At 72.1% G+C, this 21,591-nt stretch carries 18 protein-coding genes and 1 pseudogene; 9 read left to right on the top strand and 10 right to left on the bottom strand.

Translation table 11 applies throughout. The features are described 5' to 3' along the window. A partial coding sequence (locus ACFVYN_RS04390) for an acyl-CoA dehydrogenase family protein (RefSeq protein ID WP_389992309.1) occupies positions 1-976 on the bottom strand: 976 nt, incomplete at its 3' end. A 149-nt stretch (positions 977-1,125) separates the two neighbouring features. Here ACFVYN_RS04390 and ACFVYN_RS04385 point away from each other — a divergent pair. Continuing rightward, a complete protein-coding gene (locus ACFVYN_RS04385) occupies positions 1,126-2,643 on the top strand; it encodes a class I adenylate-forming enzyme family protein (RefSeq protein ID WP_389992306.1) in 1,518 nt (505 codons plus the stop codon). Here ACFVYN_RS04385 and ACFVYN_RS04380 read toward each other — a convergent pair. Together ACFVYN_RS04380 and ACFVYN_RS04375 are read right to left on the bottom strand one after the other, a co-directional pair. Further along, positions 2,627-3,139 (bottom strand): EF-hand domain-containing protein, encoded by a 513-nt coding sequence (locus ACFVYN_RS04380; protein WP_389992303.1) that lies wholly within the window; start codon positions 3,137-3,139, stop codon positions 2,627-2,629. The genes ACFVYN_RS04385 and ACFVYN_RS04380 overlap by 17 nt on opposite strands. 199 nt (positions 3,140-3,338) lie before the next feature. Further along, positions 3,339-3,719 carry an STAS domain-containing protein gene (locus tag ACFVYN_RS04375; protein WP_389992831.1) on the bottom strand — a complete coding sequence of 127 codons (381 nt, stop codon included), beginning with the start codon at positions 3,717-3,719 and terminating at the stop codon, positions 3,339-3,341. A 335-nt stretch (positions 3,720-4,054) separates the two neighbouring features. Here ACFVYN_RS04375 and ACFVYN_RS04370 point away from each other — a divergent pair, with 335 nt between their 5' ends. Together ACFVYN_RS04370 and ACFVYN_RS04365 are read left to right on the top strand one after the other, a co-directional pair. Further along, positions 4,055-4,636 (top strand): sigma-70 family RNA polymerase sigma factor, encoded by a 582-nt coding sequence (locus ACFVYN_RS04370; RefSeq protein WP_389992301.1) that lies wholly within the window; start codon positions 4,055-4,057, stop codon positions 4,634-4,636. Positions 4,637-5,142: 506 nt separating this feature from the next. Continuing rightward, positions 5,143-6,441, top strand: a complete 1,299-nt coding sequence (locus ACFVYN_RS04365; protein WP_389992298.1) for a zf-HC2 domain-containing protein — start codon at positions 5,143-5,145, stop codon at positions 6,439-6,441. A 185-nt stretch (positions 6,442-6,626) separates the two neighbouring features. Here ACFVYN_RS04365 and ACFVYN_RS04360 read toward each other — a convergent pair. Then, positions 6,627-6,902: pseudogene (locus ACFVYN_RS04360) on the bottom strand (hypothetical protein); the annotation flags it as partial. Between the two features lie 247 nt (positions 6,903-7,149). Between ACFVYN_RS04360 and ACFVYN_RS04355 the strand changes: the two are divergent. Next, positions 7,150-8,541: an MFS transporter gene (locus ACFVYN_RS04355; RefSeq protein ID WP_389992295.1), complete on the top strand. Its 1,392-nt coding sequence runs from the start codon at positions 7,150-7,152 to the stop codon at positions 8,539-8,541. A gap of 93 nt (positions 8,542-8,634) precedes the next feature. On the opposite strand, the gene purU is transcribed toward ACFVYN_RS04355, so the two are convergent. Together purU and ACFVYN_RS04345 are read right to left on the bottom strand one after the other, a co-directional pair. Beyond that, on the bottom strand, positions 8,635-9,504 hold the full coding sequence (gene purU, locus ACFVYN_RS04350) for a formyltetrahydrofolate deformylase (RefSeq protein WP_389992293.1): 870 nt from the start codon (positions 9,502-9,504) through the stop codon (positions 8,635-8,637). A gap of 46 nt (positions 9,505-9,550) precedes the next feature. After that, the gene (locus ACFVYN_RS04345; RefSeq protein WP_389992291.1) at positions 9,551-10,051 is read right to left on the bottom strand and encodes a hypothetical protein; all 501 of its coding nucleotides are present in this window, start codon (positions 10,049-10,051) and stop codon (positions 9,551-9,553) included. 118 nt (positions 10,052-10,169) lie between these two features. On the opposite strand from ACFVYN_RS04345, the gene ACFVYN_RS04340 reads away from it, so the two are divergent. After that, a complete protein-coding gene (locus ACFVYN_RS04340; RefSeq protein WP_389992288.1) occupies positions 10,170-11,525 on the top strand; it encodes an ABC transporter substrate-binding protein in 1,356 nt (451 codons plus the stop codon). Between the two features lie 43 nt (positions 11,526-11,568). Here ACFVYN_RS04340 and ACFVYN_RS04335 read toward each other — a convergent pair whose 3' ends face one another. Beyond that, a complete protein-coding gene (locus ACFVYN_RS04335; protein ID WP_389992285.1) occupies positions 11,569-13,344 on the bottom strand; it encodes a hypothetical protein in 1,776 nt (591 codons plus the stop codon). A 128-nt stretch (positions 13,345-13,472) separates the two neighbouring features. Beyond that, a complete protein-coding gene (locus tag ACFVYN_RS04330; RefSeq protein WP_389992282.1) occupies positions 13,473-14,858 on the bottom strand; it encodes a transcriptional regulator in 1,386 nt (461 codons plus the stop codon). Positions 14,859-15,142: 284 nt separating this feature from the next. On the opposite strand from ACFVYN_RS04330, the gene ACFVYN_RS04325 reads away from it, so the two are divergent. Genes ACFVYN_RS04325 through ACFVYN_RS04315 form a run of 3 tightly spaced genes read left to right on the top strand, consistent with a single transcriptional unit; the run spans position 15,143 to position 18,186 of the window. After that, positions 15,143-15,805, top strand: a complete 663-nt coding sequence (locus ACFVYN_RS04325) for a bifunctional DNA primase/polymerase (RefSeq protein WP_389992280.1) — start codon at positions 15,143-15,145, stop codon at positions 15,803-15,805. 24 nt (positions 15,806-15,829) lie between these two features. Beyond that, the gene (locus tag ACFVYN_RS04320) at positions 15,830-16,600 is read left to right on the top strand and encodes an ABC transporter ATP-binding protein (protein WP_389992278.1); all 771 of its coding nucleotides are present in this window, start codon (positions 15,830-15,832) and stop codon (positions 16,598-16,600) included. Beyond that, entirely contained in the window at positions 16,597-18,186 is a 1,590-nt protein-coding gene (locus ACFVYN_RS04315; RefSeq protein WP_389992276.1) for a transporter, read from the top strand. Before ACFVYN_RS04320 ends, ACFVYN_RS04315 begins: the two co-directional genes overlap by 4 nt. A 43-nt stretch (positions 18,187-18,229) precedes the next feature. Here ACFVYN_RS04315 and ACFVYN_RS04310 read toward each other — a convergent pair whose 3' ends face one another. Both ACFVYN_RS04310 and ACFVYN_RS04305 read right to left on the bottom strand, forming a co-directional pair. Further along, positions 18,230-19,153, bottom strand: coding sequence for an alpha/beta fold hydrolase (locus tag ACFVYN_RS04310; protein ID WP_389992273.1), 924 nt, complete (start codon positions 19,151-19,153; stop codon positions 18,230-18,232). 587 nt (positions 19,154-19,740) lie between these two features. Next, a complete protein-coding gene (locus tag ACFVYN_RS04305) occupies positions 19,741-20,433 on the bottom strand; it encodes a metal-dependent transcriptional regulator (RefSeq protein ID WP_037709529.1) in 693 nt (230 codons plus the stop codon). A gap of 206 nt (positions 20,434-20,639) precedes the next feature. Between ACFVYN_RS04305 and ACFVYN_RS04300 the strand changes: the two genes are divergently transcribed. Further along, the gene (locus ACFVYN_RS04300) at positions 20,640-21,416 is read left to right on the top strand and encodes an SIS domain-containing protein (protein ID WP_389992270.1); all 777 of its coding nucleotides are present in this window, start codon (positions 20,640-20,642) and stop codon (positions 21,414-21,416) included. The last annotated feature ends 175 nt before the right edge of the window (positions 21,417-21,591 follow it).

The following is a 21,591-nucleotide window of genomic DNA, read 5'->3' as shown; positions in this document are numbered from 1 at the left end:
CGTACAACTCCTGCCGCGCATGCGAGTACCGCAGCTTGAACACCGAACCCCCGACCCCCGGCACCCCGCCCCCACTCGCCTCCGCCTCGCTCACGTTCCACTGCGTGAGCCGCCACAGCGCCCGGAACTCCGCGTTGAGCCGCCCCAGCCTCCGCCGCACGGACGGGTCGTCCCAACGCCCGTTGCCCCGAGCCTCCGCGGCCAGTGAACGCAGCACCCGGCGGCAGGCGACGACCTCGCCCACGAAGGCCGTGCCGCGCTCGAAGGACAGCGTCACCATGGTCACGCGCCAGCCGTCGTTCTCCTCGCCGACCCGGTTGGCCACCGGCACCCGCACCTCGTCGAGGAACACCTCGGCGAACTCGGCGGACCCGGCGAGGGTGCGGAGGGGACGGACCACGACCCCCGGCGCGGACATGGGCATCGCCAGCCAGGTGATGCCCCGGTGCTTCGGAGCCGCCGGATCCGTGCGCACCAACAGCTCGCACCAGTCGGCGACTTCGGCGTGCGAGGTCCAGATCTTGGAGCCGCTCACCACATAGTCGTCGCCGTCCCTGCGCGCGCGGGTGCGGAGCGAGGCGAGGTCGCTGCCGGCGTCCGGTTCGCTGAAGCCCTGGCACCAGACCTCCTCGCCGCGCAGGATCGGCGGCAGCCAGCGTTCCCGCTGCTCAGGCGTGCCCTCGGCGGCGATCGTCGGTCCCGCGTGGAGCAGCCCGACGAACCCGGCGCCGACATAGGGCGCGCCCGCGGTCTCCGTCTCCTCCAGGAAGATCAGCCGCGTGGTGGGAGACGCGTCCCAGTGCACGTGCGCGTACCCCGCGTCGTAGAGCATGCGCTGCCAGCCGAGGTCGTACGCCCTGCGTCCGGGCCAGTCCTGCGGGGACGGCTTCCGCGGCAGCGCGGGGAGCGCCTTGGCGAGCCACTCCCGCAGCCGCGCCCGGAACTGCTCCTCTTCCGGCGTGTACGCGAGATCCATGGCGGCTCTCCATATCTGATAACCCGTCAGATACCGCTCGCACCGGAAGGTTAGGTCCCGCACCCCTGGACCGACAAGGCGTCCCGCCCTACGCTCTGCCCACGATCTGACGATCCGTCAGTTCTGGTCAGTTTCACGAGGGGGCCGCCGTGACCGACACCGCCCACGCGCTCAGCGCGTCCCGCACCCTCTGGGAGCTGGTCGCCCGCCGCGCCGACCTGACCCCCGACCGCCCGGTCCTCCTCCAGGACGACCGCACGCTCACCTTCGGCGAGCTGCGTGCGCGCGCCGAGCGGGTGGCGGCCGGCCTGTACGACCTGGGCGTGCGTCCCGGCACGGTCGTCGCCTGGCAGCTGCCCACCCGTATCGAGACGGCGCTGCTCTCCTTCGCCCTGGCCCGCCTCGGCGCCGTGCAGTCGCCGGTCATCCCCTTCTACCGGGACCGCGAGGTCGGCTTCGCCCTGCGGGAGTCGAAGGCGGAGTTCTTCGCGGTACCGGGCGTCTGGCGCGGCTTCGACCACACGGAGATGGCCCGGCGGCTCGGCGCGAAGGGCATCTTCGAGGCGTACGACGACCTCCCGGACGGCGATCCGGCCGTGCTCCCGCCCCCGCCGGCCGACGGCACCCGCGTCCGGTGGATCTACTGGACCTCGGGCACCACTTCGGACCCGAAGGGCGTGCTGCACACGGACCGTTCGCTGATCGCGGGCGGCTCCTGCCTCGCGCACGCACTGCGCCTCACGGCGGACGACGTGGGGTCGATGGCCTTCCCGTACGCGCACATCGCGGGCCCCGACTACACCGTGATGCTGCTGCTGTACGGCTTCCCGGCGGTGCTGTTCGAGCAGTTCGCGCTGCCGGACGCGCTGGAGGGCTACCGCAGGCACGGGGTGACGGTGGCGGGCGGTTCGACGGCGTTCTACTCGATGTTCCTCACCGAGCAGCGCAAGCGGCCCGATGTCCCGGTGATTCCCTCGCTGCGACTGCTCGCCGGCGGCGGGGCGCCCAAGCCGCCGGAGGTCTACCACGCCGTCGTACGGGAGATGGGGGTGCAGCTGACCCACGGGTACGGCATGACCGAGGTCCCGATGATCACCATGGGCGATCCGGACGACACGGTGGAGAACCTGGCGACGACCGAGGGGCGGCCACCGGAGGGGATGTCCGTGCGGATCGTGGACGGGGAGGTGCGGCTGAAGGGGGAGGCGGTGTGCCAGGGCTATCTCGACCCGACCCAGACGGCGGAGGCCTTCGACGAGGAGGGCTATCTGCGCACGGGCGATCTCGGGCATCTCACGGCCACCGGCCATCTGGTGCTCACCGGACGGCTCAAGGACGTGATCATCCGCAAGGGCGAGAACATCTCGGCGAAGGAGATCGAGGACCTGCTGGCCGCGCATCCGGCCGTCGGGGACGTGGCGGTGATCGGGCTGCCGGACGCCGAGCGCGGGGAACGCGTGTGTGCCGTGGTGGAACAGCCCGAGGGTGCCGGGGAGTTGACCCTGGACGCCGTGACGGACTATCTGCGCGCGGAAGGGCTGTCGACGCACAAACTGCCGGAGCAGCTGGAGGTGGTGGACGCCCTTCCGCGCAACGAGACCCTGCGCAAGGTCCTCAAGTACAAGCTGCGCGAGCGCTACTCGGGGACCGCTATTCGGGGACGGTGAAGTAGCGGGCGAAGGCGGGCACGATCTCGGCCTCGCCGACCTTGCCGTCGCCGTCGGTGTCCAGGGTGGCCGCGGCCGTCCGGGCGAGGTCCTCGCTCACCCCGAGGATCCTCAGCACGCGCGCGGTGTCCTCGACGGTGGCACGTCCGTCGCCGTCCTGGTCGGCGACGGCGAGCGCCGCGTGCAGGAAGGGGCGCGCGATCTCGGCGAACCGCTCGGGGTTGTCGCGCAGCCGCTTGAGCGCGCCGTTCACGAACTCGTCGCGGCTGATCCGCTGGTCGCCGTCCCGGTCGGCGATCCCGGCCATGCCCTGCCAGAACGCCTCCGCGCCGACATACAGCGCCTGGCCCTTGTCGGAGCGCGCCGCCGTACCGAACTCGGTGAGCAGCGCCTTGGCCGCCACGTTGAAGTCCTCGCGGTCGATGGAGCCGTTGCCGTCCTGGTCGAAGGTGGCGAACCGGTCGGCGATCCTGCGCTCGTACTCGCTGCTGACCATTGTCTTCGCGCCGCCTCACATCACATCGGGTGCATCTCGCACGGAGCGTACGACGCGAGCGGCACCCCGGGGGCCGGAAGGCGGCGCTTGTGCCAACACTGGGAGAATTTCGGGACAAGGGTGTGGCAGTCGGGGTGCCCCGGGTAACAGCCGTGCGGTCATGCGGCCGTGCGTACAGCCGGGCTTACAGGTGTACGGCTCAGGCGGACAGTGGTTCCGCCTCCTCGTCGGTCGCCGAGTCCAGGTCCGGGTGGACCTCGAACAGGCGGCGGACGCCCAGCGCGCCGAGGACGCGGTTGACGTGGGAGCCGTCGGCTGCGCCCTGGGCCGGGAGGATCAGACGCAGCTGACCCCGGCAGGAATGGATCAGGCGGCGGGAGGCGATGAGGACGCCGACACCGCTGGAATCGCAGAAGTAGACCTCGGAGAGGTCGAGGACGAGACTGTGGCGGCCCTCGGCCACCACGTCGTGGACGTGCTGGCGGAGCACCGGTGAGGTCACCAGGTCCAGCTCGCCCGACACACTGAGCACGGTCCAATCGCCCTGCTCGCCACCGTTCACATTGAACGCCACCACCATGCCCTTCATTCGCCGGAAAGCAAACGGAAGCCTTTCCTACGCTTCCTTGCAGCGTGGCTGCCCAGCGGCCGTTCCCTGAAACACGGACCCAGAAACGGAAAGCCTGTGAAAGAGGCTTGTTGTAGTCGTCTTCGATCCTGTTCGATCGGGTCTGGCCAGTGAGTGAAGGGGTAGGGGAAGGTCCACCAGGCCCTCTGAAGGTCCACTACCACCTGAAGCGCTTCGGGGGGCGCGCATTGGAACAAAGGGGCGTGCGCTGCCGGAGGTGCCGACTACATTCGAGGAGATGGTCGGCGCAGGCTTGACCCGGACACTTCCAGGGGTGAGGGGGCCGCATGGCGAAGAAGGACGCACCACCCCGCTGGGACCGCAAGATGCAGCAGCGGCTCGCACGCGGTGAGGCGGCCGCCCTCGGCGAGCTCTACGACCGTTTCGCTTCACTCGTGCACGGCCTCGCCCACCGTGTGCTCGGAGACGAACGCGCGGCCGACCGCATCACCCGGGACGTCTTCGCCCATGTGTGGGAGCACCCCGAGGCCTACGACCCCAAACAGGGCCCGCTGCGCTCCTGGGTCGCGGGCCTGACCCACCGCCTGGCCGTGCAGCGGCTGCGCGCCACCGAGACCGCCGCGCTCACCCGGGCCGGCGAGGGCTCCGCCGAGGAACTGGAACGCAGGGTGCGGCACGCCTCGGTCGCCGCGCGCGCCGACTACATCGTCCAGTCCATGCCCACCCCGCTGCGGGCCGCCCTGGAGCTGGCCTACTTCCAGCGCCGCGACTACCGCCAGGCGGCCGCCGACCTCAGCATCACCGAGGACGAGGCCCGCCGCCGCCTCCGCCTGGGCCTCCAACTCCTCTCCACGGCCCACGACACCGGAGCGCCCGGGGCTCCGCCGGGATACGGGGGCGCGGCATGAGCGACGACTACGAGACACGGGACGAGCAGGACGGGTACGGGGGGCGGGGGGTGGTTGCCGAGGGTGCGGGGGGTGTCGGGGGCACCGGAGAGCCCGGGGGAGCCAGGGTTCCCGGGGACGCTCGGGAGGGCGCGGGCGCCGCAGGGACGGAGGGCACCTGGGGTGCCGGGGACACTCCGGAGACCGGGGACACCCGGAACGCCCGAAAAGCCGAAGGCACCCGGGAAACCGAGGGTAGGACGAGGAGCACGGTTGCCCTCGGGCACGGCCGGGGCGTCGCGGACTCGGGCGGCGACACCGGCCCGCCCAGCGCGCCCGGCACAGGTGGAACGGACGGCACAAGCGGACAACCCCTCCCCGGACCCGGCGGCAGCGGGACCGCGGAGCCCCCGGAGACCGGAGGTACCCAGGGCACGGTTGCCCTCGGGCACGGCCGGGGCGTCGGGGACTCGGACGACGACACCGGTCCGCCGGGCGAGCTCGGCACGGGCGGGACGGACGGTGGCGTGAGCGGGGCGCCCTTTCCGGGCCCCGGCGGCACAGCCGGCTCCGGTGCCGGGGGCTCGGGCGATGCCGCAGGTCCCGGCGGGGGCGATCCCGGTCGGCCGGCCCGTATACCGCTGCCCCGTGCCTCCGTCGAGGACACCGGCCGGCCGCTGCCCGCGCTGGACGAGCCGGTCCCGCCCGCTCCCCTCGTCCTGGAGCACCGGGTGCTGACGTCGCTGCTCGGGGCGTGGGCGCTTGCCGCATGTTCCGCGGAGGAGACGGCCGCCGTGGAGGACCACCTCGGCGTCTGCGGCCCCTGCGCCGACGAGGCGCTGCGGCTGCGCGGCGCGGTGGGCCTGCTGCAGCGGCCGGAGAGCCTCGACCTGGACCCCGGCCTGCGCACGCGCGTCCTCGAAGGCTGCCTCGACCGGCGCCCGCCCCGCATCCCGATCCCGGAGTGGGCCACGCCGTACGACGCCGAGACCGCCCGCCTCGACGCCCTGCTGCAGGACTTCGGCGACTCCGAGTGGCACTCCCCGGTCAGGCTGCGCTGGTTCGACGCCGACGAGGCCACGAGCCGCCGTACGACGGTCGCCGGGGTCATAGCCCACCTGCTGTCGGTCGACGGCCTGGTCGCGGTCGCCCTCGGCCTGGACGACCCGCTGGGCGAGACCCGCGCGGACGCGCCCACCCCGTCGGGCCGCACCGAGGCGTACTGGCGGGCGTCGCACTTCCCGCCGACCCGCACCGTCCGCACCCCCTGGCGCGAGCAGAGCCACGACCTCGTCCGCACGGTGTCCTTCACCGGCGGCACCGCCGGCAAGCTCGAGGTGGCCTACGGCGGCTTCGCGCTCCCCCTGCACGACGCGATGCTGGACCGCGCCTTCGAGTGCTGGGTCCACGCCGAGGACATCGCGGAGGCGGTCGACTACCCCTACGACCCCCCGTCCCCCCGCCACCTCAACCGCATGATCGACCTGGCCGCGCGGATGCTGCCCGCGGTACTGGCACAGCGGCGGCAGAAGGGGCTGACGTCACCGCCCCATGGACGGCATCTGGTGAGCGCCGGAGACCCTGGCCGCACCCTGCGCCTGGAGATCGAGGGGCTGGGCGGCGGCCAGTGGCTGATCCCGCTCGACTCCCCCGCGGCGGTGGGTTCGGCGGAGCACGAGGTGGCGCACGTGGCGCTGGACGGCGTGGAGTTCTGCCGCCTGGCGGCGGGCCACGTGTCTCCTGCGGAGGCTGCGGCGGGGCAGGTGGGTGACCGGGAGGCGATCAGGGATGTGCTGTTCGCCGCGGCGAGCTTGAGCCGGATGTAGCGGTGGGCAGCGCGGCGGAGCCGCGAAGAGACACAGCCCCGCACCCCTGGACTCGTGGCCGCCGCCCCGCACCGGCCTCGCCGGGGCGTCATGCGTAGGAGTCGAGTTCGGGTCGCCTTGATGGGGCTGCCCACCGGGAGCGTGTGGTCGCCCACCTCGATGGACCGTTCGACGACGCAGGTGAACACGGCGGACATGTGGGTCAGTACGGGCTGGCCGTCACGAACGGTGTGCGCGACGCCGTCGGAGCGCCGAAGTGGTTCTCCCTGGGCGAAGCGGCGGTAGAGCTCCCGCTGCCGCCAGGAGACGACGTCGACGGCGAAGCCGCCGGTTCGCAGGGTTGAGAGTGGACATCCGGCTCCCCGCGCGTTCGCGCATCGGTCCACGTCACGCGCACCGACTGCATCCGATGTCCTGACACGGCCGCTGGTGGACTCGTGGACGCCCGGTCCGCTGGACATACATCCCGCTCAGTGGGAACACCTGTCATGTCCGACGCCATCCCGCATCCGTTCGCATCGATCCCCCGCCGCGCGGCGAAGAAAGGCCGCTCTACGACCTCACTGCCACCCCGGCCCAGCGCACAGAGCCATCCGACTCGCCGACCACGCCGCCCGGTTCGCCGATCCCATGGACGACGACGCGGTGCACGGGAACAGCAGCACTGCGTCCGGACACTGCGGCCGGACCTCTTCGAACGGAGAAGACGTGCCCGACCGCCGCAAGCGCGCCGACGGCGACACGACGTCCGACACCCTTCGGACACCGGACGCGACCGCCGCACCGACGGAGCAGGAGCCGGCCGGAGCCCCGCAGGCGCCCGAACGGGCCGACGGGGCCGACGGCACGCAGAGGCCGGATCCACAGAACGCGCAGGGAGAGTCACGTCAGCGGCGGGGCCTCTCGCTCGCCGTGTACCTCACCTCGGCGACGCTCGTACGCTCGGCGAGCGGCGGCGCTCCCGTCGCGCTCGTCGCGCTGACGCTGGCCCGTCCCGGCCACGGCGGTGCCGCGCTCGGCGGGCTCCTGGCGGCCCTGCTCACGCTGCCCAACGTCGCGGGGCCATGGATGGCGCGCTGGTTGGAGGAGGCCCGCGACCCGAGAATCCGGCTGGCGGCCGCGTTCATCGTCTTCGGGCTGATGCTCGCCGCGACCGGTCTGGCGCTGGGCCGTCTGCCCGTCGTCCTGGTTGCCTCGCTGGTCATCGTCGGCGGTACCAGCGAACCGATGATGACGGGAGGGCTCAGCAGCCGGCTCGCACTGATCGTCGGCGAGGACACCCGTGCCCAGCGCCGGGCCGAGGGGTGGGACTCGGCGACCTACGGAAGCAGCAACATCCTCGGTCCGGCCGCGGTCGCCGCGATCACCGCCCTGTCCGGGGGCCTGACCGCGGTCGTCGTGCTGGGCGCGACCGGCGTGCTGGGCGGCCTGCTGATGTTCGCGCTGCCCAAGGAGCACCGGACGGCCGCGGCCAGGCAGCGCTCGATGCCCGTACGGGACGCCCTCGCGGTGATCGTACGGCGCGGTCCGCTACGACGCGTCATGATCGCCACGATGATCACCTCCGTCAGCACCGGCGGCGTGATGGTGATCGCTGTGGTCTTCGGCCGCAACCTCCAGGGCTCGGCGGGCGCGGGCGCCGCCCTCGGCGCCGCCTATGGCGTCGGCAACCTCTGCGGAGCGCTGCTGACCGGCGCGTTCCCGCTCACCGGGGAACCGGAGCGCTGGGTGCTACGGCTGATCGCCGCGAACGCCGTGGCCGTCGGCCTCTGTGCGCTGGCGCCCGGTTATGTCCTCGCCCTGGTGACCTTCGCCCTGGCGGGAGCGACGAACGCGGTCCTGTTCACCGCGTCCTTGGCCGTGCGGTCGGTGTACTCCCCGCCCAACGCCCGAGCGCAGGTGTTCGTGACGATGGCCGGGCTGAAGATGGCCGCCGGTTCGGCCGGCACGGCAATGGCGGGCACTCTGGCCGGCATGGGCCCACGCCTCGTGCTGTGCCTCAACGCCGTCGTGGTCGCCTCTGCTGTCACCATCGCCCTGACCGACCTGCGCCTGACCCGCCGTCGATCATCCGCCGCTGATCAGGAGGAAACCGTTTGAGTCGTGGCTCTGTGTGAACTAAGGGGCGCGAGGAACCGCGCGAGCAACCACCGACCACCCGCAGCCGCCCGACGCCCAGAACCCTCCGAGTCCCTACGCGAAAACGACCGTCCGCCGCCCGTTCAGCAGAATCCTGCGCTCCGCATGCCACTTGACCGCCCGCGCCAGCGCCTGGCACTCCACGTCCCGCCCGATCGCGACCAACTGGTCCGGAGTGACGTCGTGCCCCACCCGCTCGACCTCCTGCTCGATGATCGGCCCTTCGTCGAGGTCCGCGGTCACATAGTGCGCCGTGGCCCCGATCAGCTTGACCCCCCGCGCATGGGCCTGGTGATAGGGCTTCGCGCCCTTGAAGCTCGGCAGGAACGAGTGGTGGATGTTGATGATCCGGCCGCTGAGCTGCTTGCACAGGTCGTCGGAGAGGACCTGCATGTACCGGGCGAGCACGACGAGTTCGACGCCCTGCTCGCGCACCAGCTCAAGCAGCCGCGCCTCCGCCTCGGCCTTGTTCTCCCGCGTCACCGGAATGTGCTGGAAGGGAATGTTGTACGACCCCACGAGCTCGGCGAAGTCGGTGTGGTTGGAGACCACGGCGGCGATCTCCACCGGGAGAGCTCCTATGCGCGCGCGGAACAGCAGGTCGTTCAGGCAGTGCCCGAACTTGCTGACCATGAGGACGACCCGCATCCGGTCCTCGACCCGGTTGATCTGCCAGTCCATGTGGAAGGAGTCACCGATCGCCGCGAAGGACGCCCGCAGCTTGTCCACCGTGACCGGCGCCTCCGCCGCGAAGTGGACGCGCATGAAGAACAGACCCGTGTCACGGTCGCCGAACTGCTGGCTGTCCTCGATGTTGCAGCCGGTCATGAAGAGGTAGCTCGACACGGCGTGCACGATGCCCGGCTTGTCGGGGCAGGACAGGGTCAGGACGTACTGATCGGCGGGGGCGGACTGCTCGTTCATGCAGGACAGGGTCGCATATCCGCACGCGCCGCAGACACCGCGTCCGTCACGCGGACCGGGTCATGATCTGCAGCACCTGGAGTGTGCGCGGCGGCACGTCGGGATCGTCCCCGTCGGCCGTCGCCATCCGCACGTGCGCGTCCCGCGCCGCCCGCACCGCGTCCGGCCAGCCCGGGTTCTCCATGTACACGGAGACGGGGGCGTCCGGGCCGACCTGGTGCATGATCCGCAGCACCCGCAGGACGGCGGTGTCGACGAGGGCCGCCTCCTGGGAGTCCCGGAAGATCGTGCCGACGTATTTCTCGGCGGACCAGTTGTCCAGCCAGGTGTCCTCGACGAGGCGGTACACGGCGTCGGTGACGTCCCCGTACCCCTCGGCGCCGGCCAGCCAGACGTTCTGCTGGAAGGCGGGGTCGGAGAGCATGTGCAGCGCGGAGCGCACATTGCTGCGCCAGCGCCACCACGGCATGTCGTTCTGTGGCATGCCGCCCATGGTGGAGGAGCGACGGCCGCGACGGGAAGAGTTCTCCGAACCTTGCACGGTCACCGATCGTACGTTCTTCCCCCATACGCGCCTCACAGGCCCTCGCTGTTCACCGTTACGTCACCTTTCGTCGACCGAGGGTCACATCCGAGTTGGCGATGTGGCGGAAGCGTGTGTGCCCATGACCGGCAGTCGACGCATCCGCAGCACCTTCCCCCACCGGAACCACCGGCGCCACCGACACCACCGGCCCGTCAGAGCCACCCTCCTCGCGGCGGGGGCACTGATGACGTGTGCGGCCCTCACCGCCGGCTGCGGGGTGGTCCCCGGCACCGCGGGGGGTTCCGGGGACGGCCCGATCAAGGTGATGACCTGGGCCCCGTCGGGCACCGAGGCGACCAACAAGCCCGGCATGCCCGCCTTCGCCCGGGCCTACGCCCGCTGGATCAACTCCAAGGGCGGCATCAACGGCCGTAAGCTCACCGTCCTGACCTGCAACGAGCACAACGACGCCGTGGCCGCGGCGACCTGCGCCCGGCGCGCGGTCAAGGAGAACGTCGTCGCGGTCGTCGGCTCCTACAGCCAGTACGGCGACGCCTTCTTCCCGCCGCTCGAGGGCGCGGGCATCCCTTACATCGGCGGCTACGGCGTCACCAACGACGAGTTCACCAGCCCGCTGTCGTATCCCGTCAACGGCGGCCAGCCCACCCTCCTGGCCGGCCTCGGCAAGGAACTCGCCACGGCCTGCGGCAACGTCACCCTCGTACGGCCCGACACCATCGCGGGCGACGAGCTGCCCATCCTGCTGGACTCCGGGCTGACCACCGGCGGGCACCGGGTCGCGAGCGACGTGCGGGCGGCGGACGACGCCACCGAGTACTCGGCGCAGTCGACGAAGGCGCTCGACGGCGCGGCCACCGATACCCGGGCCCGTGGTGCGAGGCAGGGGTGTGTGGTGCCCGCGCTCGGCGACCGCACCAGCACCTTCATGGACTCCTTCCGGCGCGCCCGCGAGGACTACCCGGCCGTGCGCACCGCCATGGCGATGGGCAGCGTCGACCAGACGGTGATCGACGCGTCCGGCGGGGCGTCGGGGCCCTACGAGGGGTCGTACATCACCGGCTGGTACCCGGTGGAGAGCGACGCCCGCTGGGACGCGATGAAGAAGGTCATCAACGCGGAGGCCTTCGGCGACAACCGCATCGACTCCGCGGACGCGGGGGTGCAGACCACCTGGATCGCCTACACGGTGTTCGAGAAGGCCGTCGAGTCGCTGGGCGGCGGCGAGGTGTCCGCCGACAGCGTGCGCGGCGCCCTCAACGACGGCCTCAAGATCACGACCGGCGGTCTGACGCCCACCCTGCGGTGGGCCACCCGGGCCACCTGGAGCTCCACCGACGACCTCGCCTCGGTCGGCTTCCCGCGCCTGGTGAACGCCCACGTGACGTTCCAGGTGGTGCGCCGGGGCCAGCTCGTGGCGGCGCGCGAGGGTTTCACCGACGTGACGAGGACCCTGCGCAACGCGGACGTCGACTGACCCGCGGGGGGGGGGGGCGTCGGCGCGCCCCCCCGCGGACCGCTCACAGCTGGGTGGCCGTGCGCTCGGTCAGGCTGTACTTCTTGGCGATCGCGTTCCACAGCCGGGACGCCTTGGCCTTCTCGGAGCTGGCGGTGCCGCTGTCCCGGTTGCCGGCCTGGGTCTGGCCCGTGGTGCGGGCCTGGCCCTTCTTGCAGCCCTTCTTCCCGGCGGCCTGGTCGGCCCAGGCCGCGTAGTGGCTGTCGGCGGACGCGGACGCCTGCCAGGCCTTGGTGAGGGCGTCGGTCAGCTCGGCGTGGCCCGGCAGTTGGTCGACCGAGAGTGTCTTGAGGCGGGTCACCAGGCCGGTGCGCTGGGACGCGGCGTCCCGCAGGTCCGTGGCCGCCTGGCCGAGGTTCTTGCAGGACTTCACGTTCGCCACCGCGCTGATCACCGAGGAACGGCTGTTGCCGCTGTCGGCGAGCAGCTTGTCCAGCTCGACGGCCTGCGCCTTCGCCGGATCGGCGGCCGGCGCGGAGGACCCGTCGGTCGCGGGGGCCGTCGCCGACACGGTCTGGTTCTTGTCGCCGCCGTCACCGCCCCCGCCCCCGCCCCCGGCGAGCAGCGCACCCGCGCCGATGCCGAGGACGACGATCCCGATGCCCACGGCGGCGATGACCGGCACCCGCGAGCGCTTGCGGCCGCCTCCGTCACCGTCGTCGTAGTGCTCACCGCCCGGCGGGGCATACGGAGGCTGGGCGCCGTACGACGGCTGTTGCGCCCCGTACGACGGCTGCTGGGCCCCGTACGCGGGCGGTGCGGCCTCGGGCTGGGCGAAGCGGGGCATCTGCTGCGTGGCGTCGGCCCCGCCGTCACCGCTCGGCCCGCCGCGGAAGAGGTTGTCGAAGTCGGAGGGCGGCTGGCGGTCCCCGCCGTAGGACGCGCCGGGGGCCTGTCCGGGCACGGGTGCGATGAACTGCGTGGCCTCGGCGTCGGGGCCGGTGGGCGTGCCGTACGGGGCCTGCGAGTACTGGCCCGGGAACCGCGCCGCCTCGGCGGACACCTCGGGCGGCAGCGCGCCGGGGCGCACGGGCGGGAGGTACTGGGTGGCTCCCTCGGGGGAGGCGGGGGCCGCCGGGACCGGCGGGATGAACTGGGTGGCGCCTTCGTCGGCGGGCGGCAGGGGCTGCCCCGCGGGCGGCAGGTAGTAGGACGTCGGCTCGTCGGTGTGGTAGCCCGGCGTGGCCTGCTGCTGCGGTGCGCCGGTGCCGGGGGCCTCGTAGGGCGCGACCTGGCCCTGCTGCGGGGGCAGCGGCTGGGACTGGGGGGCCGACGGGAGGGGCTGGCCGACGGGCGGGAGGTAGTAGGAGGTGGGCTCGTCGGTGTCGTACCCCGGCGCGGGCTGCTGCTGGGACTGCGGCTGTGCCGGGGACTGGGGCGGGATGCCGCCGGGCTGCTGGGGGGTCCAGGTCTGGGCGGGCGGCTGCGACCAGTCCTGGGCCTGCGGCTGCTGGGCCTGGTCCTGCTGCGGCGCCTGGCCCTGCTGGTGGCCCTGCTGCTGGCCGGGGCCCCACGAGTTGCCCCATGCCTGGCCGCCGGGCGGCTGGGCATAGGCATCGGCGGCCGGTCCGGACGGGCCGGGCTGCGGAGGGCTGCCGTAGCCGCCCTCCTGCGGGGGGCCGCCGTAACCGCCCTGTTGGGGAGGCCCGTAGCCGGGCTGCGGGCCGCCGTGTCCACCCGTCTGTCCCGGCAGCAGGGGTTCCCCGCCGTCGGAGGGCAGCACGATGCCTTCGCGCGCTTCGCGCGCCGAGGGCTGCTCGCCCTGTCCACTCTGCGTCACCGGGACTCCTACTTATGGGGGAACTTCGGAATCGTCGGCTCACGCTACCGGGTCCTCCGAGCCCGGTGCCACGTAGCACAGGACGTGACCTGCGCCCCTGTGACCGCCCCTGTGACCGCAGTAACAAATTACGCGGCCGCCTGAAGATCCAGGCGGGCCCCGAACTCCCTGACGACGGCCTCGTCCCGGAACGGTTCCAGGCGCTGCTGGAAGTCGTCGAGGTACTCCGCGCCCCGGTTGGAGCGCAGCGTCTCCAGCAACTCCACCGCTTTCAGGCCGGTGTTGCAGGCCTGCTCGACCTCGCGCTGCTGCACCTGCGCGGAGGCGAGCAGGACCAGACCGATGGCACGCCGGCGCGCCTTGTTCTCGGGGAGCCCGTCCAGGGACTCCTGCGCGCACCGCGCCGCCGCGTCGGCCTGGCCGAGGTCACGGTGGCAGTGGGCCAACTCGTCGGCGAGGTAGGCCTCGTCGAAGTGCGCGATCCACGCCGGGTCGTCACCGGAGGACGGGTCCGCCGCCTCCAGCGCGTGCACGGCCCGTCCGGACGCCGCCTGGGTGGCCCGCGCGTCGCCCATGAGCGCGTGCCCGCGGGCCTCCGCCGCGTAAAACATCGCCTCCGCCCGCGGTGTCACCCGCCCCCGCGCCCCTTCCTGCGCCGCCCGCGCCAACTGGGCGATCTCCCGGGGGTTCCCGAGCTGCGCGGCGAGATGGCTCATGGACGCGGCGAGCACATAGCCGCCGTATCCGCGGTCACCCGCCGCCTGCGCGAGCCGCAGCGCCTGGATGTAGTACCGCTGGGCCAGGCCCGGTTGCCCGGTGTCGATCGCCATGTACCCGGCGAGCTCGGTCAACCGCGCGACGGCGGCGAACAGTTCACGCCCGGTCGCCTCCCGGTAGGACCCCGCGAGCAGCCCGGAGACCACGCTGTTGAGGTAGTGCACGACGACCGGGCGCACATGCCCGCTGCCGTACTGGTGGTCGAGGTCGACGAGTGCCTGGGTCATCGCGCGCACGGCCGCCACGTCGGACTGCCCCACGCGCGGGCCCGCCTGGCGTGCCACCTGCGGGTCGGGCGAGGAGATCAGCCAGTCACGGCTCGGCTCGACCAGCGCGGACGCGGCGACCGAGGAGCCGGACAGGAAGTCCCGGCGGCCCACGTCACTGCGCCACAGCTCACACACCTGCTCGATGGCGCCCAGTACCGTCGGCGAGAACTGGAGCCCGACCCCGGAGGCGAGGTTCTTGCCGTTGGCCATGCCGATCTCGTCGATCGTGACCGTGCGGCCGAGTTTGCGCCCGAGGGCCTCCGCGATGATCGCGGGCGCCCGCCCCCGCGGCTGCTGTCCGCGCAGCCAACGGGCCACGGACGTCTTGTCGTAGCGCAGGTCGAGGCCGTGCTCGGCGCCGCACATGTTGACCCGGCGGGCGAGCCCGGCGTTCGAGCACCCCGCCTCCTGGATGAGCGCCTGCAGCCGTTCGTTCGGCTGCCGCGCGACGAGAGGCCTTGCGGCCATGGCGTACCCCCTGTGGCTGCGGTGCCTGCCCACGCACCGAGTTGACGTGTCTTCCACCGAAAAGTTCCGGCCGTGAAGATCAATGCCCCGCCGATGTGTCGAAAATGCGAGGCTTGCGCAGATTGCCGGGGTGAAGACTCGTGCCGACCCCACACCTGGTTACCCAGCTCACGCCGAGGTTCCTCCTCTGCGCCCCCACACATGCACCCATGCGCCCCGGATGCGGAATCGATGCGCTGCCCCCGCGCGCGGCACGGCCGTAACCCGAGGTGGGTGCGGGAGTTGTGTTCTGCGTGGAAGAGACGATCGCGGGTACCGAAGCCGCTCAGATTCCGAAGCAGCGCGGGGAATCGCTGCTGGAGACAGCCGTACGCTACGCCGAGGAGCGCCACTGGGACGTCTTCCCCGGCACCTGGCTGGAACCCGTCGACGGGGTGCAGCGGTGCTCCTGCGGTGACCCCGCGTGCGCCGCACCCGGCGCGCACCCCTCCCGGGAGGACTGGGCGACGCAGGCCACCGGCAGTGCGACGGTCGCGCGCCGGATGTGGCAGAAGCAGCCGACCGCGTCCATCCTGTTGCCGACCGGGCGGACGTTCGACGCCATCTCCGTCACCGAGACGGCCGGGTTCCTCGCCCTCGCGCGCATGGAGCGCATGGAGTTGACGCTGGGCCCTGTGACCTTGACGCCGGATCGCCGGATGCAGTTCTTCGTGTTGCCGGGGGCGTCGGTGAAGCTGCCGGACCTGGTGCGCAAGCTCGGCTGGACTCCGTCCTCGCTCGACCTGGTCGCGCTGGGCGAGGGGGCGTACGTGGCGGCTCCCCCCACTCGGTACGGGTCGTCCGGTGCCGTGCAGTGGGCCTGCCGTCCGACGCCCGCCAACCGCTGGCTGCCGGACGCCGAGGAGCTGATCTCTCCGCTCGCCTACGCGTGCGGCCGGGATCGGTGACGTGCGCCCTTAAGGTTGGCGTTCATGACGTCGGCTGTGAGTGTGCGTGGGCTCTGGAAGCGGTTCGGGCAGCAAGTGGCCGTTGCCGGGATCGACCTGGAACTCCCCGCGGGGAAGTTCATCGGTCTTGTCGGCCCGAACGGGGCCGGGAAGACCACCACTCTCTCCATGGTGACCGGGCTGCTGCGGCCCGATGAGGGGACCGTCTCCGTCGTCGGGCACGACGTGTGGCGGGACCCGGTGGCCGTGAAGGCGCGGATCGGCGTCCTGCCCGAGGGCCTGCGGCTGTTCGAACGGTTGTCGGGGCGCGAACTGCTCGCCTACTCGGGCCGGTTGCGGGGGCTGCCCGGGACCGAGGTCGACCGGCGGGCCGCTCAGCTCCTCGACGTGCTCGATCTCGCGGGGGCCCAGCACAAGCTGGTCGTCGACTACTCGACCGGGATGCGGAAGAAGATCGGGCTCGCGGCCGCCCTGCTCCACAACCCCGAAGTGCTCTTCCTCGACGAGCCGTTCGAGGGCGTCGACCCCGTCTCCGCACAGATCATCCGGGGCGTGCTGGAGCGGTACACCGCCTCCGGCGCCACCGTCGTCTTCTCCTCGCATGTGATGGAGCTCGTGGAGTCCCTGTGCGACTGGGTGGCCGTCATGGCCGCCGGCCGCATCCGCGCCCACGGGCCGCTCGACGAGGTCCGCGGCACCGCACCTTCCCTGCAGCGCGCCTTCCTCGAACTCGTGGGCGCCCAGGGCCAGGACGCCGGAGCGAACCTCGACTGGCTGGGCGGCGGGGACCGATGACCGCGGACATCACCCCGGTCGTCGTACGGCTGAAGCTGTCACTGCTCAGGAACGGGCTGCGGCAGTCCGGCGGGCGGCGCGCCGCCTACATCGCCTCCGCCGTCGCCGTACTCCTCTTCTCCGTCCTTCAACTGCTCGGTCTCATCGCCCTGCGCGGCAACGAGCACGCCGGATCCGTCGTCGTCCCGCTGGTCGCCGTACTGGCCGTCGGCTGGGCCGTGATGCCGCTGTTCTTCCCCGGCGGCGACGAGACCCTCGACCCCACCCGCCTGGTGATGCTGCCGCTGCGCCCCCGGCCCCTGGTGCGGGCGCTCCTGGTGGCCTCACTGATCGGCATAGGGCCGGTGTTCACCCTCTGCCTGCTCGTCGGTTCCGTCGTCTCGGTCGCCCACGGCACGACGGCGTACGTACTCTCCGTACTCGGTGTCGTGCTCGCGCTGCTGGTCTGCGTGGCGCTCGCGCGGGCCGTGGCCGTGGCCAACATCCGGCTGCTGACCAGCCGCAAGGGCCGCGATCTGGCGGTGCTGAGCGGACTCGTCATCGCCGTCGGCGCGCAGGTCGTGAACTTCGGCGCGCAGCGTCTCGGTTCGGGCGGTCTCGGCCAACTGGACGGTCCGACGGAGGTGTTGAAGTGGGTGCCGCCCGCGTCGGCGATCGGGGCCGTCGACTCGGCGAGCGAGGGCTCGTACGGGGTCGCGGTACTGCAACTCGCCCTCTCCGCAGCCGCGTTGGCGGGCCTGCTCGCCCTCTGGTCCCGCCACCTGACCCGGCTGATGACCTCCCCTGACGGCTCCACGCTCCCCTCCGCCGCGGGCGCCGCGCGGGAGCGCAACTCGACGGGACTCGCCCGGCTGCTCCCTGCCGGCCGCACCGGCACCGTCATGGAACGCAGCCTGCGCTATGTGTGGCGCGACCCCAAGACCAAGGCCGCGTGGGTGACCTCGCTGGCCATCGGGCTGATCGTGCCGGTGTTCAACGCGCTGCAGGGCACGGGGTCCATCTATTTCGCGTGCTTCGCCGCGGGCATGCTCGGCGTGCAGATGTACAACCAGTTCGGGCAGGACACCTCCGCGTTCTGGATGGTCGCGATGACGATCTCCTCCACACGCGACGCCTACGTCGAACTACGCGCGCGTGCGCTGGCCCTGCTGGTGATCACCTTGCCGTACGCCACGCTCGTCACGGTCCTGACGACCGCGCTGATCGGCGACTGGCCGAAGCTGCCCGAGGTACTCGGTGTGTCCTTCGCGCTGCTCGGGGCGATGCTGGCCACCGGAGCGTGGACCTCGGCGCGCTTCCCGTACTCCATTCCACAGGAGGGCTACAAGAACGTGGCCCCGGGACAGTCCGGCCTCGCCGCCGCCGCGGTCGTCGGCGGGATGGTCTCGGCCGCCCTGCTGTGCGCCCCCGTGATCGCCCTGACCATCTGGGCCGGCCTCAGCGCGAACGGCGACGAGTGGAACTGGGTCCTGCTCCCGGTCGGCGCGGTGTACGGCACCGCGATCACACTGGCCGGCCTGCACCTGGCGGCCCCACGAACGGCACGCCGGCTGCCGGAGATCCTCCAGGCGGTCAGCAAGGGCTGACTCGTCGGGCACCGGATACGCCCGGCGGCCGAAGATGACGCCCTCAGTCGCTGGTCTCGGCGCTCTCCAGACCCTCCAGGAAGGGCTCTATGGCCGCCCGCCAGGCCTCCGGCTGGTCGTAGTGGACGAGGTGGCCGGCATCGGCCACCTCGGCGTACTCGCCGCGGGGCAGGACGCGGACCATCTCCTGGGCCTCGGCGCGGCCCAGCTCACCGTCGAGGCCGCGGACGACCAGGGCGGGGCACCTGACCTGGGTCAGTTCCTCCCAGTGGGCGTCGTAGACCCAGGTCTCGCGGGACGACAGCATCTGCTCGGGCTCGAAGACCGGGCGCCAGCCGTCGGGGGACTCGGCCATCACCTCGGCGTAGAACTCGCCGCGCGCCGGGTTGGGCCGCTCCACCCAGGGATCGTCCTCGCCGAACCACTTGCGTACGTCGGCCAGCGTGGCGAAGGGGACGGGCCAGGACTTGAACCACTCGCCCCACTCCCGTTGCGAGGCGGCGCCGAGGGCGGAGGCCCGCATGTCGCAGATGATCACTCCGCGGACCAGGTCGGGCCGGCGGGCGGCGAGCTGCCAGGCGGTCAGGGCGCCCATGGCATGGCCGATGAGGACGACGGGGGCGAGGGCGAGCTGTTCGAGGGCGGCCTCGGCGTCCTCGACGTAGGCGTCACGGGTGAAGGCGGCCCTAGGGGGCTTGTCGCTCTGGCCGTGACCGCGCTGGTCGAGCGCGACGGCCCGGTAGCGCTCGGAGAGCCAGCGGGCGGTGGACGCCCAGTGCGAGGCACGGCCCATCAGACCGTGGAGTAACAGCACCCCGGGTGATCGTTTCTCCGGGACCTGCGAGGCCTCCCGCGCCGGATCCGCGAGCTCTGCCGGATCCGCCGGGTCGGTCTTGGGAGGGTCTCCGAACTCCCAGGCCGCAAGACGTACGCCGCCCGCCCCGGTCACGTCGATGCGCCGTGCCATTGGCACCCCCCTAGCTCCGCCCGGACCACCCGCTCCCGCCCGGGCCGCCCTGTGAACCGTGTCCTGACTGCCGCGCCTGTCCTGCCTGCCGTTTCCTGCCGTATATCCCTGCTCTGCGTCTGCCCTACATCCCTGCAGCGCACGTCCCGCGCGTCCCGTCACTCCCAGATTATCGAATACGCATTCGAAAATGGCTCCTCGGGCTACAACACCCCTCGTTCGAGTGACCCCGCTCAAGGAATGATCGCCGCCGCCGAGGGGAGATCTTCAACGGGAGGCGGACCGCTCGGGGACATCGGTCCGAGGGGAATGACCCTGGGAGCTCGGGGCTCCGGGTCAGCACAGGGGAGGACCGGCCCCGGCACCGAAAGGCGCCGGGGCCACCCTCACGTCCACGGCACATCCGCCCGCCCCCCCCCTCAGGTCATATGCCTCACGCGACAGCCTCGCACGACGAGCGTCGAAGCGCTGCGATTCCGCGCACAGAATCTCGGATCGACGAGCCCCGGGACGAGCCCGGGCACGAGACCCGGCAAAGCCACAACCGCCCCACAGCCCCCGGCACTTGAGCCTCCGGCGTCCTGTCCTCAGCGCTTGGCGACGAACACGTGCGAGGCGACGTCCGACTCCAGCTCGGCGGCCTCACCGCCGCTGCCCACCAGCACCCCGCCCGCCGACTCGGTCACGCTCACCACCGAACCGGGCTGCACCCCCGCCCGACGCAGCGTGTACATCAGCTGCGCGTCCGTCTGGATCGGCTCGCCGATACGGCGTACGACCACCGTCTTGCCGTCGAGACCCGGGTCCAGCTCGGCCAGCGACACCATGCCCTCGTCCAGGAACGGATGCGGGCCGTCCTTCTCGCCCAGCTCCTCCAGACCGGGGATCGGATTGCCGTACGGCGACTCGGTGGGGTGGCGCAGCAGCTCCAGCACCCGGCGCTCCACCGCCTCGCTCATCACGTGCTCCCAGCGACACGCCTCCGCGTGGACCTGCTCCCACTCCAGGCCGATCACGTCGACGAGCAGACACTCCGCGAGCCGGTGCTTGCGCATCACCCGGGTGGCCAGCCGCCGGCCCTCGTCCGTCAGCTCCAGGTGCCGGTCACTGGCGACCGACACCAGCCCGTCGCGCTCCATCCGCGCCACGGTCTGGCTGACGGTCGGCCCGCTCTGGTCGAGCCGCTCGGCGATCCGGGCACGCATGGGGACCACACCTTCCTCCTCCAGCTCGAGGATGGTGCGGAGATACATCTCCGTGGTGTCGATCAGTCCGGACATACGTGCCCCTTGATGAGATCTCCCGGAAGCACGACAGCTTCCCGGTGTGTGCGCTGGCCCTGGCCTCAATTCTGCCGGATGCCACTGACAAGCGTGCCGCGCCGGTGAAACCAGGCGGTTACGAGCAGCCGCGCGGCCGTATTGACATCCCACTGGTCCAGACCGCACGGTGATCCGCGACACAGCGACGAAGGGTTGGGCGACGCATGGGCGAGACGGGCTCCGCGAGCGGTGACGGCACGCTGTCCGGACAGTTCTTCGACGCCGCGATCGGGCTGCTGCAACGCGTCCGCGACGAGGAGGCCGAGTCCGTCACGGCGGCCGGTGAGCTCCTCGCCGACACCGTCGCCTCAGGCGGCCGCCTCTTCGCCTTCGGCGCCGGACACTCCTCGCTCGCCGCCCAGGACCTCGTCTACCGGGCCGGCGGACTCGCCCTGATGAACCTGCTGACCGTGCCCGGGGTCGTGGGCGTCGACGTCATGCCGGCGACCCTGGGCTCCGCCCTGGAACGCGTCGACGGCCTCGCGAGCGCCGTCCTGCACTGCTCCCCCCTCCGCGCGGGCGACACCCTCGTGATCATCTCCCTCTCCGGCCGCAACGCCCTCCCCGTGGAGATGGCCCTGACCGCGCGCTCCCTGGGCGTGAAGGTCATCGGCGTCACGTCGGTCGCCTACACGACGGAGACGAAGCCCCGCCACAGCTCCGGCACCTTCCTCAAGGACCACTGCGACATCGTCCTCGACTCCAAGATCACCCCGGGCGACGCGGAACTCTCCCTGGACACCGTCCCGGCCCCCTTCGCCCCGGCCTCCACGGTCGTGACCTCGGCACTGCTCCAGGCCGTGATGGCGACGGCGGCGGGCGCGCTGGCGGAACGGGGAATCGAGCCGCCACTGCTGCGGTCGGGGAACGTGGACGGCGGTCTGGCGTGGAACGAGCGGGTGTTCGAGGAGTACGGGGACCGGATCTTCTACCGGCAGTGACGGCGGTCGGCGGCAGGCCAGGCCGCTGTGGGCCGGGGGTCGGGGCCGGGGCCGGGGTCGGGGTCGGGGCCGGGGGTCGGGGTCGGGGCCGGGGCCGGGGTCGGGGTCGGGGCCGGGGCCGGGGCCGGGGTCGGGGGCTGAACGAGGCAACGAGCCCCTACGCCCGCCCCACCGC

The sequence above is a fragment of the Streptomyces sp. NPDC058307 genome (assembly GCF_042880295.1).
GTDB lineage: Bacteria > Actinomycetota > Actinomycetes > Streptomycetales > Streptomycetaceae > Streptomyces.
This window is presented reverse-complemented; position numbering and strand designations above follow the sequence as displayed.

Bases quoted from the DNA above. Each gene is read 5' to 3' on its own strand.
- ACFVYN_RS04370 (WP_389992301.1), top strand. From the start codon at position 4,055: ATGGCGAAGAAGGACGCACCACCCCGCTGGGACCGCAAGATGCAGCAG.
- ACFVYN_RS04300 (WP_389992270.1), top strand. From the start codon at position 20,640: ATGGGCGAGACGGGCTCCGCGAGCGGTGACGGCACGCTGTCCGGACAG.
- ACFVYN_RS04310 (WP_389992273.1), bottom strand. From the start codon at position 19,153: ATGGCACGGCGCATCGACGTGACCGGGGCGGGCGGCGTACGTCTTGCG.
- ACFVYN_RS04320 (WP_389992278.1), top strand. From the start codon at position 15,830: ATGACGTCGGCTGTGAGTGTGCGTGGGCTCTGGAAGCGGTTCGGGCAG.
- ACFVYN_RS04380 (WP_389992303.1), bottom strand. From the start codon at position 3,139: ATGGTCAGCAGCGAGTACGAGCGCAGGATCGCCGACCGGTTCGCCACC.
- purU (WP_389992293.1), bottom strand. From the start codon at position 9,504: ATGAACGAGCAGTCCGCCCCCGCCGATCAGTACGTCCTGACCCTGTCC.
- ACFVYN_RS04330 (WP_389992282.1), bottom strand. From the start codon at position 14,858: ATGGCCGCAAGGCCTCTCGTCGCGCGGCAGCCGAACGAACGGCTGCAG.
- ACFVYN_RS04315 (WP_389992276.1), top strand. From the start codon at position 16,597: ATGACCGCGGACATCACCCCGGTCGTCGTACGGCTGAAGCTGTCACTG.
- ACFVYN_RS04375 (WP_389992831.1), bottom strand. From the start codon at position 3,719: ATGGTGGTGGCGTTCAATGTGAACGGTGGCGAGCAGGGCGATTGGACC.
- ACFVYN_RS04340 (WP_389992288.1), top strand. From the start codon at position 10,170: ATGACCGGCAGTCGACGCATCCGCAGCACCTTCCCCCACCGGAACCAC.
- ACFVYN_RS04305 (WP_037709529.1), bottom strand. From the start codon at position 20,433: ATGTCCGGACTGATCGACACCACGGAGATGTATCTCCGCACCATCCTC.